Consider the following 14,171-nt stretch of genomic DNA (forward strand, 5'->3'; position numbering starts at 1 on the left):
CGTCAGGGTGTTGAATGGCCAGGTTGTCGGGTAAACGGAGCAAGGTGCAAAGCTGCTACTGTACTTCACCAATAAGCGTAGGTTTTCTTTGCTCCTTTCTTTCTCCTCCCTTGCACCTGCGGCCGCGCCCTGAACTTAGAAAGATACTTGATTCCGATGAGATGAAGCAGGGCCCCGGATCCGCCGCCCCGGGACACTATGCATGAGGCCAAGAAAGAAGGCCACCCGCTGAGCGGATGGCCTTCAAGGCAGTACAATTTACCGCTGGTAAAGCAGTAGGGTATACTTTCAATTTACTAGTGCTGGATCAACACTTTATCCGTAAATATTTTGGTGCCGGACACGAGTTCCACGCCATAAAGACCCGTGGGTAGGTTTCCGGTAGGAATGGTTGCCTGACGCTGGTTGAAGGTAGCTGAGAATACCTGACGGCCGTTCATGTCAATCAGACGTAAGGAATAGTTTCCACCGGTAAAGTTGTTGTTCTCGATGGTCAGGTCTGCGTTGACGGGGTTGGGGTACATGGCGATATTACCGTTCGCAAAGCTTTCAGTAACGGCATCAGAGATAACCGAAAAAATGTTGTCATCAAAGATGAGGGTATCGTTCTGGGAATGGTCCGTCAGCAGGTAGCCGATACGGTAATTGCCTACAAAGAGGTTGTCATACTCGAGCATGAGGTCTTCGTTCCCGTTTTCGATCGTGATGACTGCATCGTCGTCGATGACGAAGAATTCCTCGTCCGTTACCTCGTTGAAGCTTTCGTAGGTCAGTTGGACGACGTCGCCCGGCACCAGGTTGATCCGTCTCTTACCGGGAATCATAAAGCCGTCTACGTCATACGTTTGGGGAATGATGTTTTCAAAGGTGATATTAAAGTTCTCATCGTACCGGTAGGAGATCATGATTTCCTCACCAAGGTTGTCATCGTCGACATAATTCAGCAGGGCCGGAATTTGTATCCGGGTAAAGAATTCTACATTACCATTTTCGTCTTCTACTTCGTACTCATAAAGGTCCGAAATGTAGGCGGGGAAACCGTTTATGCCCAACCACATACCGTCGAATTCGTAGGCGAAAATTTCCTCGTCTTCGGCAACGAAGGCGGAAGTATCGGGGAAGGTGCTGCCCAGGATGATGAACTCATCGGGCATGCCGGGGAATTCTTCTACCAAGACCACCCTTACTTCTTCCAGGTCGCTGGCGTGATTTACGCGGATGGCACTGATGGGGTTGTCCATTTTGTTGACACTGCCGTTCTGGCCGCCCCAGATGTTGCCAAAGTTATCCTCTTGCTGGCCGGAAGGGGGCGTCTGGTCTGCGGCAACGGCGGTGAAGTAATCGGTAGTGATGTAGTCCCGGATCGGATTAGAAAACTGAAGCGGTGCGTAAGTTTCCCGAACAAAGAAACCGGCTTGTGAAGTGTCGACCATAATATTATGCGGGATGAACATGGTCAGGCCAGTTGAGTTCGGCCGGCCGGACGAGTGGCGCTCGTAGAGAACGACCTTGCCCAGTTCAGTCAGAACGGCGTCCGCCTCGGCAGCAAGTGAAGGATCTTTCACTTTGAGCTTTTTCATCAGGTCGCCAATGTCCACCACGTCCTCTGACTGCTGGGGATCCGTCAGCGATTGAGAATATTCCTGGGCGACAGCCCGCGCCTGCTGTAGCGACCGGTGCTTCCCTTCCTGCTTTATCTTAGCAATAAGCAGTTCCAGTTTGTCCCGGAGACCGTCAAGCGCGGTAAGATCGGTTACGCTCAGGGTTGTAGTCGGGCCTGAGTTTTCAGCTATCCCCTGGGCGATGAAACCGTCTACAACCTCGTAGCCGATGTCAAAGCCATTCCAGTCAAACTCGGTTTGCTGCATCGCGCGGACGATGGGAGCGTAGTCCCAACCGTGGCCCGGCTCCGTTTCTTCGGACGCAACTAAATACTTGCCGTAGTCCTTAAGCGGGAGTTGGGCTTCCAGGTTGGCCATGAGGCAGGCATCAAAGCCGATCAACTCAAACTTATTACCGGTCTGAACATAATTGGTAGCCGCGATCGCCTCACCGACTTGTGTAACGGAAAACTGTTTGTTGGCCACTTCGTCGTGCCCGTATCCCCGGATCGACATGCCGTGGTTCCACATGGTCAAAAAGTAGTTGGTGGCGGGGTAGTTGGTAACGGACCAGTTAATAAAGGCCGTTAGGTTTTCGGGACTTGACATCGCCGTTGGGCTGGGCGCCACAAAACTCAGGTCCGTCCGAACACCGTCCTTGATCAGGTAGCTCTTGGTTGTCCGCCAACCGTCCTTTTTGGAAGCACCGGTAAGCACGACGATGTTGACGTTACTGGTATTGGAAATGCTCATCATTTCCGTCATGTCCGTACTGCCGGCCCCAAAGCCACTCTCCAGGTCGGAACCTACGAGGTAGACAATCAGTGTCCAGTTTTTGGTTTCCTGGGCATAAGTAGCCGTGGAGGAAAGGCCCGCACCGAGAAGTGCGAGGAAGAAAAATAAATTTCTCATAATACTGTGGAGTTCAATAAATCGTTTTGAAATAGATTCCGGCTAACCTAAATAATTAGTTATTGCGGAGTAATTGAATAGTTGGAGGACAAAAAAATCTTGGCCATTCCATTACTCAAAGATGTAGCGCGTGCTGGCTAATAGTGGCTTTCGGCGGGGGGACAAGAGGGGCGACACTGAACGGAAAAGTATTTTACCGGACAATTCCAAGGCTCTTACTGCTTCCTAAATTCAATTTAGGAAGCTTCCTGCTGCCAACGAAGCCTACGGTAGCCTCCCGTGACCGTGAAAACTACTGGACGATTTTACTCAACCTCTACATAAAGTCAACCTGAGTTTAAAAAGACCCCACTACTAAGGAGGAACAATAGTATTAAGACGAGGCAAGTGAGGTAAAACGTTTGCTTTTAATGGCCTAATCCCATACTTGTCCCCCTATTTGTCATCCCCATTTCTACGTATTGTTTGCCCCTGATTTCGGTTATTTGTAGTTCATCAGGCTTACCCAGATTTTGGGTGGCAACATCTCATGCTTTTATGAACTATCAAACCAAGTCAGGCGACATTTCCGTCTTCCTGTTCTTCTTCCTGCTTTTTACATTTTTGGCCGCCCCTTGTTTCAGCCAGGAGGCCATTCCTACCGTTGATCCAATCTGGACCAGCATCTACAACTCACCCGACGCTTCCTTCGAGGAGATACAGGAAAATTTTCAAACGTACTGGAGAAATCGTACGATCGAAAAAGGACACGGCTACAAGCCGTTCAAGCGCTGGGAGGCTTACATGGCTCCCCGGATATTCCCCTCTAATGACATGACCCTTGTGAACAATACTTACTTCAATTATATGAAGTGGGAGCGGGAGCAGCGTGTGCTCGTCGCGGAAAATGCATTTGCCGGCAACTGGACGCCTCTCGGCCCTTTTACCAAGGCTACCGGAGACGATACCGGGGTGGGGCGCATCAATATGGTGCGTTTTGATCCTACGAATAGTCAGACCATCTTCGTCGGGGCCGCCAACGGCGGCCTCTGGAAGTCAACCAACGGTGGTGGTTCCTGGGCGACGAACACCGATTTCCTGGAGATTATCGGGGTTACTGACCTGGCTATTAACCCATCCAATACCAGTATCATGTACCTCGCGACGGGAGACTCCGAGGGCGATCGTAGTAGCATCGGCGTTCTCAAGTCTACCAATGGTGGTACAACCTGGAATGCTACCGGCCTCACCTTCAGCGCCTCGCAGAACGTCAAGATATCCAAGCTTATCATGCACCCCGTTCTCAGTAATACACTGCTGGCTTCTACCAGTCAGGGGGTCTACCGTACCACCGATGGTGGAGTCACCTGGGCGGCACCCACGACCGCCACTACGCAACAGTTCAAGGACATGGTACTTAAGCCGAATGACCCCAACACGGTCTACGCAACGAGTTCCACGCTGTGGAGGTCTACCGATAATGGTGTTACCTTCTCCCAAATCACCAGTGGGCTTCCTTCTACCGACGTGGTACGAATGACCGCAGCGGTAACTGCAGCGGCACCCAGTACCGTTTACCTTATGGCGGGTAAGCAATCGAACGGCGGATTACTTGGCATCTATAAGTCAACCGACAGTGGACTGACCTTCAACACCCAGTTCGAACCTGATTATAATGCCACCCTGGGCACAGCCACCGACAACCCAAATATTCTGGGTAATAACGAGGACGGATCGGACGCCGCAGGCCAATCGTTTTACACCCTGGCCCTCGCCGCTTCACCGACCGACCCCAACTTCCTGCTGGCCGGCGGAGTAAGCCAGTGGGCCTCTACCAACGGTGGGGAAAACTGGTACGTAAGCTCTTTCTGGGCTCCCGATGAAAACTACCAATTCGTCCACGCCGACACCCACGAAATTGTCTTTAGCGCCGATGGCACCAAGGCTTACTCCGCCTGCGACGGTGGCCTGGCCATGTACACCGATAATGCCTCCGGTGACGGGCCCTGGACGGACCTGAGCAATAACCTCAATATTTCTCAGCAAGAAAGCATCGGTATGTCCGCTACTAACCCGAATAGAACTGCTGCTGGCCTTCAGGATATCGGAACGGTTCTTAATACTGCGGTCAATACCTGGAAAGTCATTGGCGGCGGTGACGGTGAGTACTGCTTCATTGATTACACTAATGACGACATCATCGTTGAAACTGGTACGAACGGTAGCCACTCGATCTCTTTTGACGGTGGCACTAATTTTACGGACATCGTGTCTGGAATAGATAATACGGACGTTGAATTCAAGTCTCCTATCCAACAGGACCCCATGCTTCCGAATACTTTCTATGCCGGTGGTCGTAAAAACCTGTACCATTCCTCCAACCAGGGCTCTGCCTGGAACTCGCGGGGAGCGCCCTTTGGTAACGCCAACATCATAGAATTTAAAATTGCCCCCAGCAACAACCAGATCATTTACGCAACGGACGGCTTCAACGTCGCCAAGTCAACGGATGCTGGTGTAACCTGGAGTGACAAAAGTGCCTCTAATCAAAGCGCGTCAGTCACCCAAATCGCTATCTCCAACATCGACCCAAACAAAGTATGGATCACCTGCTCCGGCTATACTGCAAGCGAGAAGGTCTATAAATCAACCGATGGTGGAGACAACTGGACGAACATCTCCACCGGCCTGCCCAATATCCCGTTCAATACCATTGCCTTCCAGAACGGTTCCAATGATCTGGTGTACGTAGGTGCCGACGTCGGCGTGTTCCACCGCGACAACGCTGCTGCCAGTTGGACTTCCTTCTTCACAGCCCTGCCCCGCACCCAGATCAAAGACCTGAAAATCTTTTATCCGACGATGAAACTGCGTGCCGCTACCTACGGCCGGGGTACCTGGGAAACCGATGCTGCCACCTCTACTTCTTTACCCGTAACCCTCCGTTCTTTCACCGGAGTAAATACTGGTAAGACCAACCAGCTATCCTGGGTCACCACGGAGGAAACCGACCTTGCTTACTACGAGGTACAGCGAAGTGGTAATGGCGCAAACTTCACTACGATGGGTAAAGTACTTCCCCTGTCTGCCGGTAGTGAAACTGAGCGGGTATATGGTTTTGATGATGAGCTGCCTATAACGGGCATCAACTACTACCGGTTGAAAATTACGGACCTCGATGGTTCATTTGAGTACTCCCGGGTCATTAACCTCTTCGTAGATGATGCTCAAAGTGAAGTAAGTGTGTTCCCCAACCCTACAACCAATATGCTACGCTTCAAAGGCCTGGAAACGGTTACTACGGACATTCGGGTGATGGACGCACTGGGCCGTACGGTCATTATACAAACGGTGTCCGCATCCGATGGCCTGAACGTCAGCCGACTGCCCAACGGAACCTATTTTGTGGAAATCTCTACGGCTTCACAGGTGCCGGTTGTCAAACGATTCGTGAAGAAATAGTACTGACCTCCGTATTATCTATTTGATAATTGAGGAAGCTTTATTCTGTTGAGATTACTATTTAATTTGGTTGCTAATTATTATAGTGAATGCAATTGAGATAGTTAGAGGCAGTTCTACTTATGTAGGGCTGCCTTTTTTTAGGAGGGCGCGGCCGCAGGTGCAGAGGAGGGGGGAAGGAGCGATGCGGTATGTCCTAGTCCAATAGTTCACCGGCCAAACAGTCGTGCAAACTCCCTGACTGTTTGACGATCTGACGGCTTGACTCCCATTGGCACGATTATTGCGAGAAACCCAAACCATGCCTCCGACGTTAAGTACCTTTACTTACATCCGGGCCAACTCCCGCCCCATCACGAAACCAAAAATGTGAGCCGACCAAAAAAGATTACGCTAAAAATGGACAACCGCGGATTTGACGACGAGCAGGAACTTTTCCCCTTCATCGGTACCGAAGAAGGGGATGAAGAAATGGACGCCGGCGACCTGCCGGCTACCCTTCCCATCCTTGCGCTGAAAAACTCCGTTCTTTTCCCCACCATCGTCATCCCGATCAATATTGGTCGGGACCGTTCCATCAAAGCCATCAATCAGGCTTCCGAAACCGATAAATGGGTGGCGGTATTCAGTCAGCGTGACCTGAAGGTTGAAGACCCTACCGGTGAGGACCTGTACGAAGTCGGCACCCTGGCCCGCATCCTGAAAATGCTGCGGATGCCCGACGGCAGCCTTACGGCCGTTCTGCGCGGTCGCCAGCGCGTCCGCCGTAAGCGGATGCTCCAAACTCAGCCTTACCTCTCAGGGGAGGTGGAACTACTGTCTTACAAGCCAGCCGTTGACCCATTGACTTTCAAGGCTACTATGGACAGTGTGCGCGACAACGCCCGCCGCGCCGTTGAGCTCAGCCCCAATATCCCCACCGAGGCGCAAATGATGCTCGACAACATCGAAGTGCCCAGCCACCTGCTCAACTTTATCTCCAGCAACCTCAGCGGAGATATGAACATCAAACAGGAAATTCTCGAAACGGCCGACCTTGGCGTAAAAGCCGAACGCGTCCTGACCGAACTGCAACAGGAGCTCCACATTCTCGAACTTCGTGATCAGATCGAAAATAAGACGCGTGGCGACATCGAGGAGCAGCAACGGCAGTACTTCCTCAATCAACAAATGAAGGCTATCCAGGAAGAACTTGGAGACAACCCCAACCGGGAGGCCATCGAACAACTGGAGAAACGTGCCATAGAAAAAGTATGGCCTGAGGAAGTAGGTAAAGTATTTGCCAGGGAGATCACCCGCCTGAAACGGATGAACCCACAGGTAGCAGAGTACAGTGTCCAGCTATCTTACCTGGAGATCCTGCTTGACCTGCCCTGGAGTGACTACACCGAAGACAACTTCGACCTAAAGGCTGTCGCTAAAGTACTCGATGATGATCACTACGGCCTCGAAAAAGTCAAAGATCGCATACTGAGCCATCTGGCAGTTCTTAAGTTGAAGGGCGACATGAAAGCCCCGATCCTTTTACTACTCGGCCCTCCCGGCGTCGGTAAAACAAGCCTGGGTAAAAGCGTAGCTGAAGCCCTTGGCAGGAAGTACGTTCGTATGAGCCTGGGGGGACTTCATGATGAAAGCGAGGTCCGGGGGCACCGGAAAACTTACATCGGTGCCATGCCTGGCCGCATCGTCCAGTCCCTGAAAAAAGTACAATCTTCCAACCCTGTTTTTATCCTGGATGAGATCGATAAGGTTGGTCAAAGCCACCGTGGTGACCCCTCCAGCGCTTTACTGGAAGTACTGGATCCGGAGCAAAATTCGGCCTTCCACGACAACTATCTCGACCTGGACGTAGACCTCAGTAAGGTTATGTTCATCGCTACCGCGAACGACTTTCAGACGATCCAACCGGCGCTGCGCGACCGGATGGAAATCATCAACCTCAGCGGCTATTCTGCCGAGGAGAAATTGGAAATCGCTAAACGTCACCTGCTTCCGCGCCAGCGGGAAGAGCATGGTTTGAAGGCTAAACAGCTAAAAATACCTGTGACTACCCTCAAGAAAGTTATCTCCGGCTACACCCGTGAGAGTGGGGTGCGGAGCCTCAATCGCGAGATTGGCGGTCTGATGCGGTATGCTGCCAAGCAAATCGCGATGGAAAACGCAGAGAAAGTGGAAATCATGCCTGAACTTCTGGAAGAAATCCTCGGCCCCGTGAAGTTCGAACGGGAACCTTACCGCGTGGGCAAGTTGCCGGGTATCGCCGTTGGCCTTGCCTGGACACAAGTTGGGGGAGAGATTCTTTACGTAGAAGCCAGCCTCAGCCCCGGTAAAGGTGGGCTGGAACAGACGGGGAACCTTGGTCAGGTGATGAAGGAGAGTGCCATCACGGCGCGTTCCTACCTCAAGGCGAACGCGAAAACCTACGGTATTAAGCAAGAGGATATCAAGGATCAGGACCTGCACATCCACGTGCCTGAAGGTGCTACACCTAAAGACGGTCCGAGCGCTGGTATTACGATGCTTTCTGCCATGGCGAGTGCCTATACAGGCCGGTCGATCAAACCTTACCTGGCCATGTCTGGTGAAATTACCCTACGGGGACGGGTCTTGCCGGTTGGCGGGATCAAGGAAAAGCTGCTGGCCGCCCGCCGGGCGGGCATGAAAATCATCATGCTCAGTAAGCTGAACGAGAAAAACGTCCGGGAAATCGAAGACCGGTACCTCAAGGGGCTCAAGATTCACTACGTGGAGACAATGGCCGAGGTGCTGGAGTTCGCCCTGGTATAATGATGGCCTGGCTAGTGTTTATTTGTCGGTGTTGGTACCTCCTGGCCAAGAAATTCCCAAATTATTCGTTAATACCTTTGTTTCGTCCCAACCTCAAATAGTCTCCGCGTGTCCTTATTCCCGGAAACAAGACTCCCCGCCTTATGAAGTATCTGCTACTCCTCTGTTTTTTCGTTTGTTCCCTCACGGGCCTTCAGGCCCAGCTGGTGGATCAGAACGGGGAAGAACTCGTACAGTTCTCGGGTATGGTGCTTGATGGAAGTAACAGCCAGCTATTTCCAGTGCCCTATGCTGCAGTATTGATTAAGAATGATGGCCGTGGTACCTATGCCAACCTGGAAGGCTTCTTCAGTATCGTTACACACAAGGGGGATAGCATCATTTTCAGTGCACTGGGGTATTCGAACGCTGTTTATGTAGTTCCCGACACGCTCCAGGATGAAAAGTACAGCATCGTTCAGCTCCTGACCAAGAATAATATTGACCTGCCAGCTGCGGTGGTGTTCCCCTGGCCCAGCCGGGATCACTTTAAATTGGAATTTCTAGCCATGGATGTGAGTACAGAACTGCAAACCATCGCCAGCCAGAACCTCAGTGCCGACAAATTGGAGAAATTACGGCAAACAGTACCAATGTCTGGCTCCGAGAACGGAAGTTATTACTTACGGCAACAGGCCAAGCAAACCTATTATATCGGTCAGCGACCTCCGATGAATATCTTTAGCCCCATCGCCTGGAAACAGTTTTTTGACGGTTGGAAAAGGGGAGACTTTAAGAAGAAGGAAGATTAGCACGTAGGAATTAGTGATCAGTACGCAGCAATCAGTTTTCGGGGTTTAGTCTTCAGCGTTCAGCAGGCTTTACTCAATACATTGAACACTGAATACCAAATCCTGACCTCTATATCTTGATGCCTGAACCCTGATTACTCTTAAGGGGGCGAGGCCGCAGGTGCCAAAATATGTTAATAGGAGCAGGGTGATGAGCTGATCGCTGATTTTTCTACCCTGAAAAATCGACGAACTGCCGGATTCCTCCAACGAACCACACAACTATCCTGTCGGCTAATCAGTTTATAGAACATGAGCGCTCCCGGAAATAAACCCAAGCCTGATTCTCAGACATTGTTGATCGGATTGGGTATTTACCTCACATTTACGATTCTTGTCATGCGGTTTATGCCTGGGCTAGCGGTGATGTTGCTTGTACTGGGCCTGATTACCATGTTGGCGTATTCTGGTTGGCTGGTAAGTAAGGGGATGCTTGGAAAAGTTACCAAAAAGTCGAAGGATGATTTTGCCGGTCGGATAAAGCTACGGCTTCAGGATTGCCAGGATAAAGAAGAAAAATTTCGGTCAGAGGCCGAGCAGATTCGATTAAGTATCAGTACGTTGCGGGACGATCTTGAACGTAGTTCTGCTGCTGGCGAAGATGAGCGCACACGGGCTGAAAACGTTATTAAGGAACTTGAAGCGGAGTTTAATCTCCGCCATGCCAAGGCGTCGTTCTTTGCCGACTGCGGCACCAAGCTGAAAATCCTGATGGATCGGTATCAGCTACAAGAAAGTATCTCCGCCCGAAAGCAAGAGCTTGAAGCGCTGCGTAGTACTAATTTTGACGACGAGGCCACCCTCGAAGAAACCCGCTATCACCTTGAACGTGATACTATTGAGCTGGACACTATTGCTGAATTGAGCAAAGAGGCCTTTGTCAGTTTTAAAGCGGAACAGGCGGAGGAGTTACGGGTTCGCCTTGAAAAACTTCGCAGTCGCTTGTAACTGCAACTTCCCACTAAAATAAAAAGTTAGCTTACCACTTGTCAGAGTCTCTGCAATGATGTTATCTTTGCGGTCGCTTAAGGCCAGAATGCTGGTCTAGTGATTCTTTATTGTTGATTCTGAAATTCTTGCTTAATAGTTCACCACAGGTTCTTTGCTGGTAAATTATCAATCAGGTATCAACGATCTTCAATTCCTTTGGCCCGTTCGTCTATCGGTTAGGACGCCAGGTTTTCATCCTGGTAAGAGGGGTTCGATTCCCCTACGGGCTACGTTTTAGTCAAGCAGTCAAGTAGTCAAATAGTCGGCGAACCTCCTAAGAGGCCGCAACTCTTCAGACTCTTTGACTACCTGACTGTTTGACTTCCTTTTTTTGGCCCGTTCGTCTATCGGTTAGGACGCCAGGTTTTCATCCTGGTAAGAGGGGTTCGATTCCCCTACGGGCTACAAATTCGCTTTGCGAATTTGATATGCGATATTCGATTCTTGATAAGAGATATTGGATTTAGCTACCGCACTGCTTTGCTCACTTCGTTCGTCCGAGCGTAGCGAGCAGATACCAGCGGTAGCCAATTACCCATCAAGAATCACCAATCGCATATCGCCAATCTCCTTGGCCCGTTCGTCTATCGGTTAGGACGCCAGGTTTTCATCCTGGTAAGAGGGGTTCGATTCCCCTACGGGCTACAAATTCGCTTTACGAATTTGATATTCGATTCTTGATAAGAGATATTGGATTTAGCTACCGCACCGCTTTGCTCACTTCGTTCGTCCTAGCATAGCGAGCAGATAGCAGCGGCAGCCAATCGCCTATCAACTATTAACAGCCCCTCGTTCCATATGGATCGAGGGGCTGTTGTCATTTCTGGGATGTCTGGAGGTGTTGAATTATTCCTTCAGGAGGCTTTTGTTCTCGGCTGCGATGCGCTCGCGTTGTTTTTGGCTTAGCCCTTGTTGGTAGTAGGTCTCAGGCTTAAAATAGACGTGGGCCGCTTTCATTTGCGGATCATGGATGTCCTGGCTGAGGTCGCAGTCGAAGCGGACAAGGGCGGCATGGTTCTGGGCCCAGGTCGTAACGTTGGTGAAATGGGAGATTCCCCAGGTGATACCCCTGCCATTTTTTGTATTGGTGAACGCATCGGGGATGAATGGCCCGCCAGCGTTAGGCAATAGCGAACTAATGGCGGCTATGTCGAAGTTAACCCCGTCGGGTGCGTACTGGATGGTGTTGTGTTCGTTGCCATCGCGAATAACAAGGGCGGCAATACCGGTTTTGAAAGGAAAAAGGGTAGTTTCGTGTCCGGAGCTGATAACCGGATTCAGGGGATGTTTGGTGAAAGGGCCGAGTGGGTTATCGGCAATGGCTAGTCCCTGCATGCGGACCAGGTTCGGTTTCTTATTGAAGTCAGATTTATAGTAGAGGTAGATCTTGCCCTTATATACTAAGGGGTACGGGTCATGGATAGAGTACTGGTCCCATTCCCCTTCCTTTCCATTGGGGATGACAACTTTACTATGGGGTGTCCAGGGTCCGTCAGGAGACTCTGCCCAGGAAACGGCAACGGGGCAATCATCTCCGCGCTTGCCACTGGTTTCCATAAAGCCCTGGTAGTAGAGGTAGTATTTTCCTCCCCATTCCAGAATATCGGTGGTGGTGACGGAGCGCCAGCCTACGGCTGGCTTCGGGGGGCGGGGGATGGCTACGCCCTGTTCTTCCCAGGTGAAACCGTCGGAACTAGTTGCATACCAGATATCGGACAAGTCCCAGTCGGCAGAAGGGATCGTATCGTTCGATTTATCGGCTCCCTGAGGAGAGGTGGGGGTATTACGATAGGTATACCAGACGTAGTATTTATTGTTATCGAAGATGACCTTGGATGGATCCCGCCGGGAGATCGTCCCATCATGGTCGTTGTAATCGAAGCCTTTTAATTCGGTGTATTTGAATTGAGAGTAGAGTTCATTGGCCTGCGGCTGTGGAGCTGGGTAACCGTCGTAATTTCTTTCCAATGCGGCACTTAGTGGCCGGTCTGGTTTCTCTTCTGGCAAAAGGAACGGGAAAGCAGGGCCGGTGTAATCTTCCGGCTTCGCTACCTGCTCGGTCGACTGGCAGGTAAACAAAGAACAAAGGAATAAAAAGCAGATCAACGGCCTTAGAATAGACATAGCGGCAGGTTTTGTTTTTCTCCCTCAAGATAGGCGGAAAGAGTAGTGGATGGAAGGCGCCTGATCATTAGGGGTAGGCTAAAAACCGAGGTTGGTATAGAAGCTGGATCTTGTGTTGGGAGGAGCGACTCCGGTCGAGAATGATTGGTTGGAAACTGGATCAGAAGACCTCATTTCATTGCGATAGCAGCGTCATCTTTTAGTGATGAATCCAACTACATTTATTAATTATTGTGAAAATTACACTAAGTACCGTAAATTCGCAGATCGTAAGCCCCGACCTGCTGGGATAAAAGTGGTGTTCGTTCATCATTTTAAACTCCTTATCTTTGCGGCTTGCTAGCGATGTCGGGCGGACGCGCATTGCGTTTTCACCTTTCCCTGCACCTGCGGCCCCGCCCTTAAAAGTATCCGTAAGTAACCCATCGGAAAGGCGTATTCACCTCCAAAAGAACTGAACGAAAAAAATATCATCAACCATGGCAAGAATTGCAATTAATGGCTTCGGCCGCATCGGCCGCATCACCCTGCGTAACCTGCTTGAGAAAGGCCTCGACGTAGTGGCGATCAACGACCTTACCGACAACGCAACCCTGGCGCACCTGTTCAAGTACGACAGCGTACAGGGCAACTTCGCGGGCGAAGTAAGCAGTGACGACGACTTCATCTACATCGACGGTAAGAAAATCGATGCCCTTAGCCAGCCTGATCCCAGCAAATTGCCATGGGGTGATCTCAACGTGGACGTAGTACTTGAATGTACCGGCCGCTTCACCGCCAAAGACAAAGCCCAGTTGCACATTGATGCTGGTGCCAAGAAGGTACTCATCTCTGCACCTGGATCAGGCGGAGTAGCTACCGTTGTACTCGGTGTAAACAATGAAGTCATCAACGCTGAGACTAAAATTTACTCCAACGCCAGCTGTACGACCAACTGTCTGGCTCCGATGGTGAAAGTTCTCGACGATGCCTTCGGCCTCGAAAAGGGTATCATCACTACCGTACACGCCTACACTGCCGACCAGAACCTTCAGGACGGCCCGCACAAGGACCTGCGCCGCGCCCGCGCCGCTGCCATCAACATCGTGCCAACCAGCACCGGTGCCGCAAAAGCCGTTGGCCTCGTACTTCCTCACCTCAACGGTAAGCTTGACGGTGGCGCCATGCGCGTTCCAGTTCCTACCGGCTCACTGACTGACCTGACGGCCGTGCTGAAGCGCGAGGTAACCCTGGAAGAAGTGAACGAAGCCTTCAAAAAGGCCTCCGAAGGTAGCCTGAAGGGCATCCTTGCCTACATTACTGACCCATACGTAAGCTCCGACATCGTAGGAAGCAAGTACAGCAGCCTCTACGATGTGGACCAGACCAAAGTAATGGGTACACTCGTGAAAGTAGTAAGCTGGTACGACAACGAAGCTGGTTACTCTGCCCGCCTTGCGGACCTTTGTGAGCGGATTGCCGCCATGTAAATAAAGGGTAAAAGGAG

7 protein-coding genes and 3 tRNA genes are annotated in these 14,171 nt (G+C 51.0%); 8 read left to right on the forward strand and 2 right to left on the reverse strand.

Annotated features, from left to right (window positions below; translation table 11 throughout):
- Nucleotides 1-296: 296 nt before the first annotated feature.
- On the reverse strand, nt 297-2,513 hold the full coding sequence (locus B036_RS0119230) for a clostripain-related cysteine peptidase (RefSeq protein ID WP_020570360.1): 2,217 nt from the start codon (nt 2,511-2,513) through the stop codon (nt 297-299).
- A gap of 537 nt (nt 2,514-3,050) precedes the next feature.
- Between B036_RS0119230 and B036_RS0119235 the strand changes: the two genes are divergently transcribed.
- From B036_RS0119235 to B036_RS0119265, 7 genes are all read left to right on the forward strand, one after another.
- Nucleotides 3,051-5,954 carry a T9SS type A sorting domain-containing protein gene (locus B036_RS0119235; RefSeq protein WP_020570361.1) on the forward strand — a complete coding sequence of 968 codons (2,904 nt, stop codon included), beginning with the start codon at nt 3,051-3,053 and terminating at the stop codon, nt 5,952-5,954.
- A gap of 399 nt (nt 5,955-6,353) precedes the next feature.
- The gene (gene lon / locus B036_RS0119240; protein WP_026232135.1) at nt 6,354-8,741 is read left to right on the forward strand and encodes an endopeptidase La; all 2,388 of its coding nucleotides are present in this window, start codon (nt 6,354-6,356) and stop codon (nt 8,739-8,741) included.
- 143 nt (nt 8,742-8,884) lie between these two features.
- Complete coding sequence (locus B036_RS0119245; protein WP_020570363.1) at nt 8,885-9,532, forward strand: carboxypeptidase-like regulatory domain-containing protein; 648 nt, start codon at nt 8,885-8,887, stop codon at nt 9,530-9,532.
- A gap of 291 nt (nt 9,533-9,823) precedes the next feature.
- Nucleotides 9,824-10,519: a hypothetical protein gene (locus B036_RS0119250; protein ID WP_026232136.1), complete on the forward strand. Its 696-nt coding sequence runs from the start codon at nt 9,824-9,826 to the stop codon at nt 10,517-10,519.
- Between the two features lie 200 nt (nt 10,520-10,719).
- Nucleotides 10,720-10,791 (forward strand) — tRNA-Glu (locus B036_RS0119255).
- A gap of 103 nt (nt 10,792-10,894) precedes the next feature.
- Nucleotides 10,895-10,966 (forward strand) — tRNA-Glu (locus tag B036_RS0119260).
- Nucleotides 10,967-11,134: 168 nt separating this feature from the next.
- Nucleotides 11,135-11,206 (forward strand) — tRNA-Glu (locus B036_RS0119265).
- A 201-nt stretch (nt 11,207-11,407) separates the two neighbouring features.
- On the opposite strand, the gene B036_RS0119270 is transcribed toward B036_RS0119265, so the two are convergent.
- Complete coding sequence (locus tag B036_RS0119270; RefSeq protein ID WP_083926258.1) at nt 11,408-12,685, reverse strand: glycoside hydrolase family 117 protein; 1,278 nt, start codon at nt 12,683-12,685, stop codon at nt 11,408-11,410.
- A 479-nt stretch (nt 12,686-13,164) separates the two neighbouring features.
- Here B036_RS0119270 and gap point away from each other — a divergent pair, with 479 nt between their 5' ends.
- Nucleotides 13,165-14,154 (forward strand): type I glyceraldehyde-3-phosphate dehydrogenase, encoded by a 990-nt coding sequence (gene gap / locus B036_RS0119275; RefSeq protein ID WP_020570366.1) that lies wholly within the window; start codon nt 13,165-13,167, stop codon nt 14,152-14,154.
- Nucleotides 14,155-14,171: the final 17 nt, after the last annotated feature.

It is taken from the genome of Neolewinella persica DSM 23188, from assembly GCF_000373105.1.
Lineage (GTDB): Bacteria > Bacteroidota > Bacteroidia > Chitinophagales > Saprospiraceae > Neolewinella > Neolewinella persica.

Excerpts from the sequence above, each read along its gene's own strand:
- lon (WP_026232135.1), top strand. The coding sequence starts at position 6,354 with ATGGACAACCGCGGATTTGACGACGAGCAGGAACTTTTCCCCTTCATC.
- B036_RS0119245 (WP_020570363.1), top strand. The coding sequence starts at position 8,885 with ATGAAGTATCTGCTACTCCTCTGTTTTTTCGTTTGTTCCCTCACGGGC.
- gap (WP_020570366.1), top strand. The coding sequence starts at position 13,165 with ATGGCAAGAATTGCAATTAATGGCTTCGGCCGCATCGGCCGCATCACC.
- B036_RS0119235 (WP_020570361.1), top strand. The coding sequence starts at position 3,051 with ATGAACTATCAAACCAAGTCAGGCGACATTTCCGTCTTCCTGTTCTTC.
- B036_RS0119230 (WP_020570360.1), bottom strand. The coding sequence starts at position 2,513 with ATGAGAAATTTATTTTTCTTCCTCGCACTTCTCGGTGCGGGCCTTTCC.
- B036_RS0119270 (WP_083926258.1), bottom strand. The coding sequence starts at position 12,685 with ATGTCTATTCTAAGGCCGTTGATCTGCTTTTTATTCCTTTGTTCTTTG.
- B036_RS0119250 (WP_026232136.1), top strand. The coding sequence starts at position 9,824 with ATGAGCGCTCCCGGAAATAAACCCAAGCCTGATTCTCAGACATTGTTG.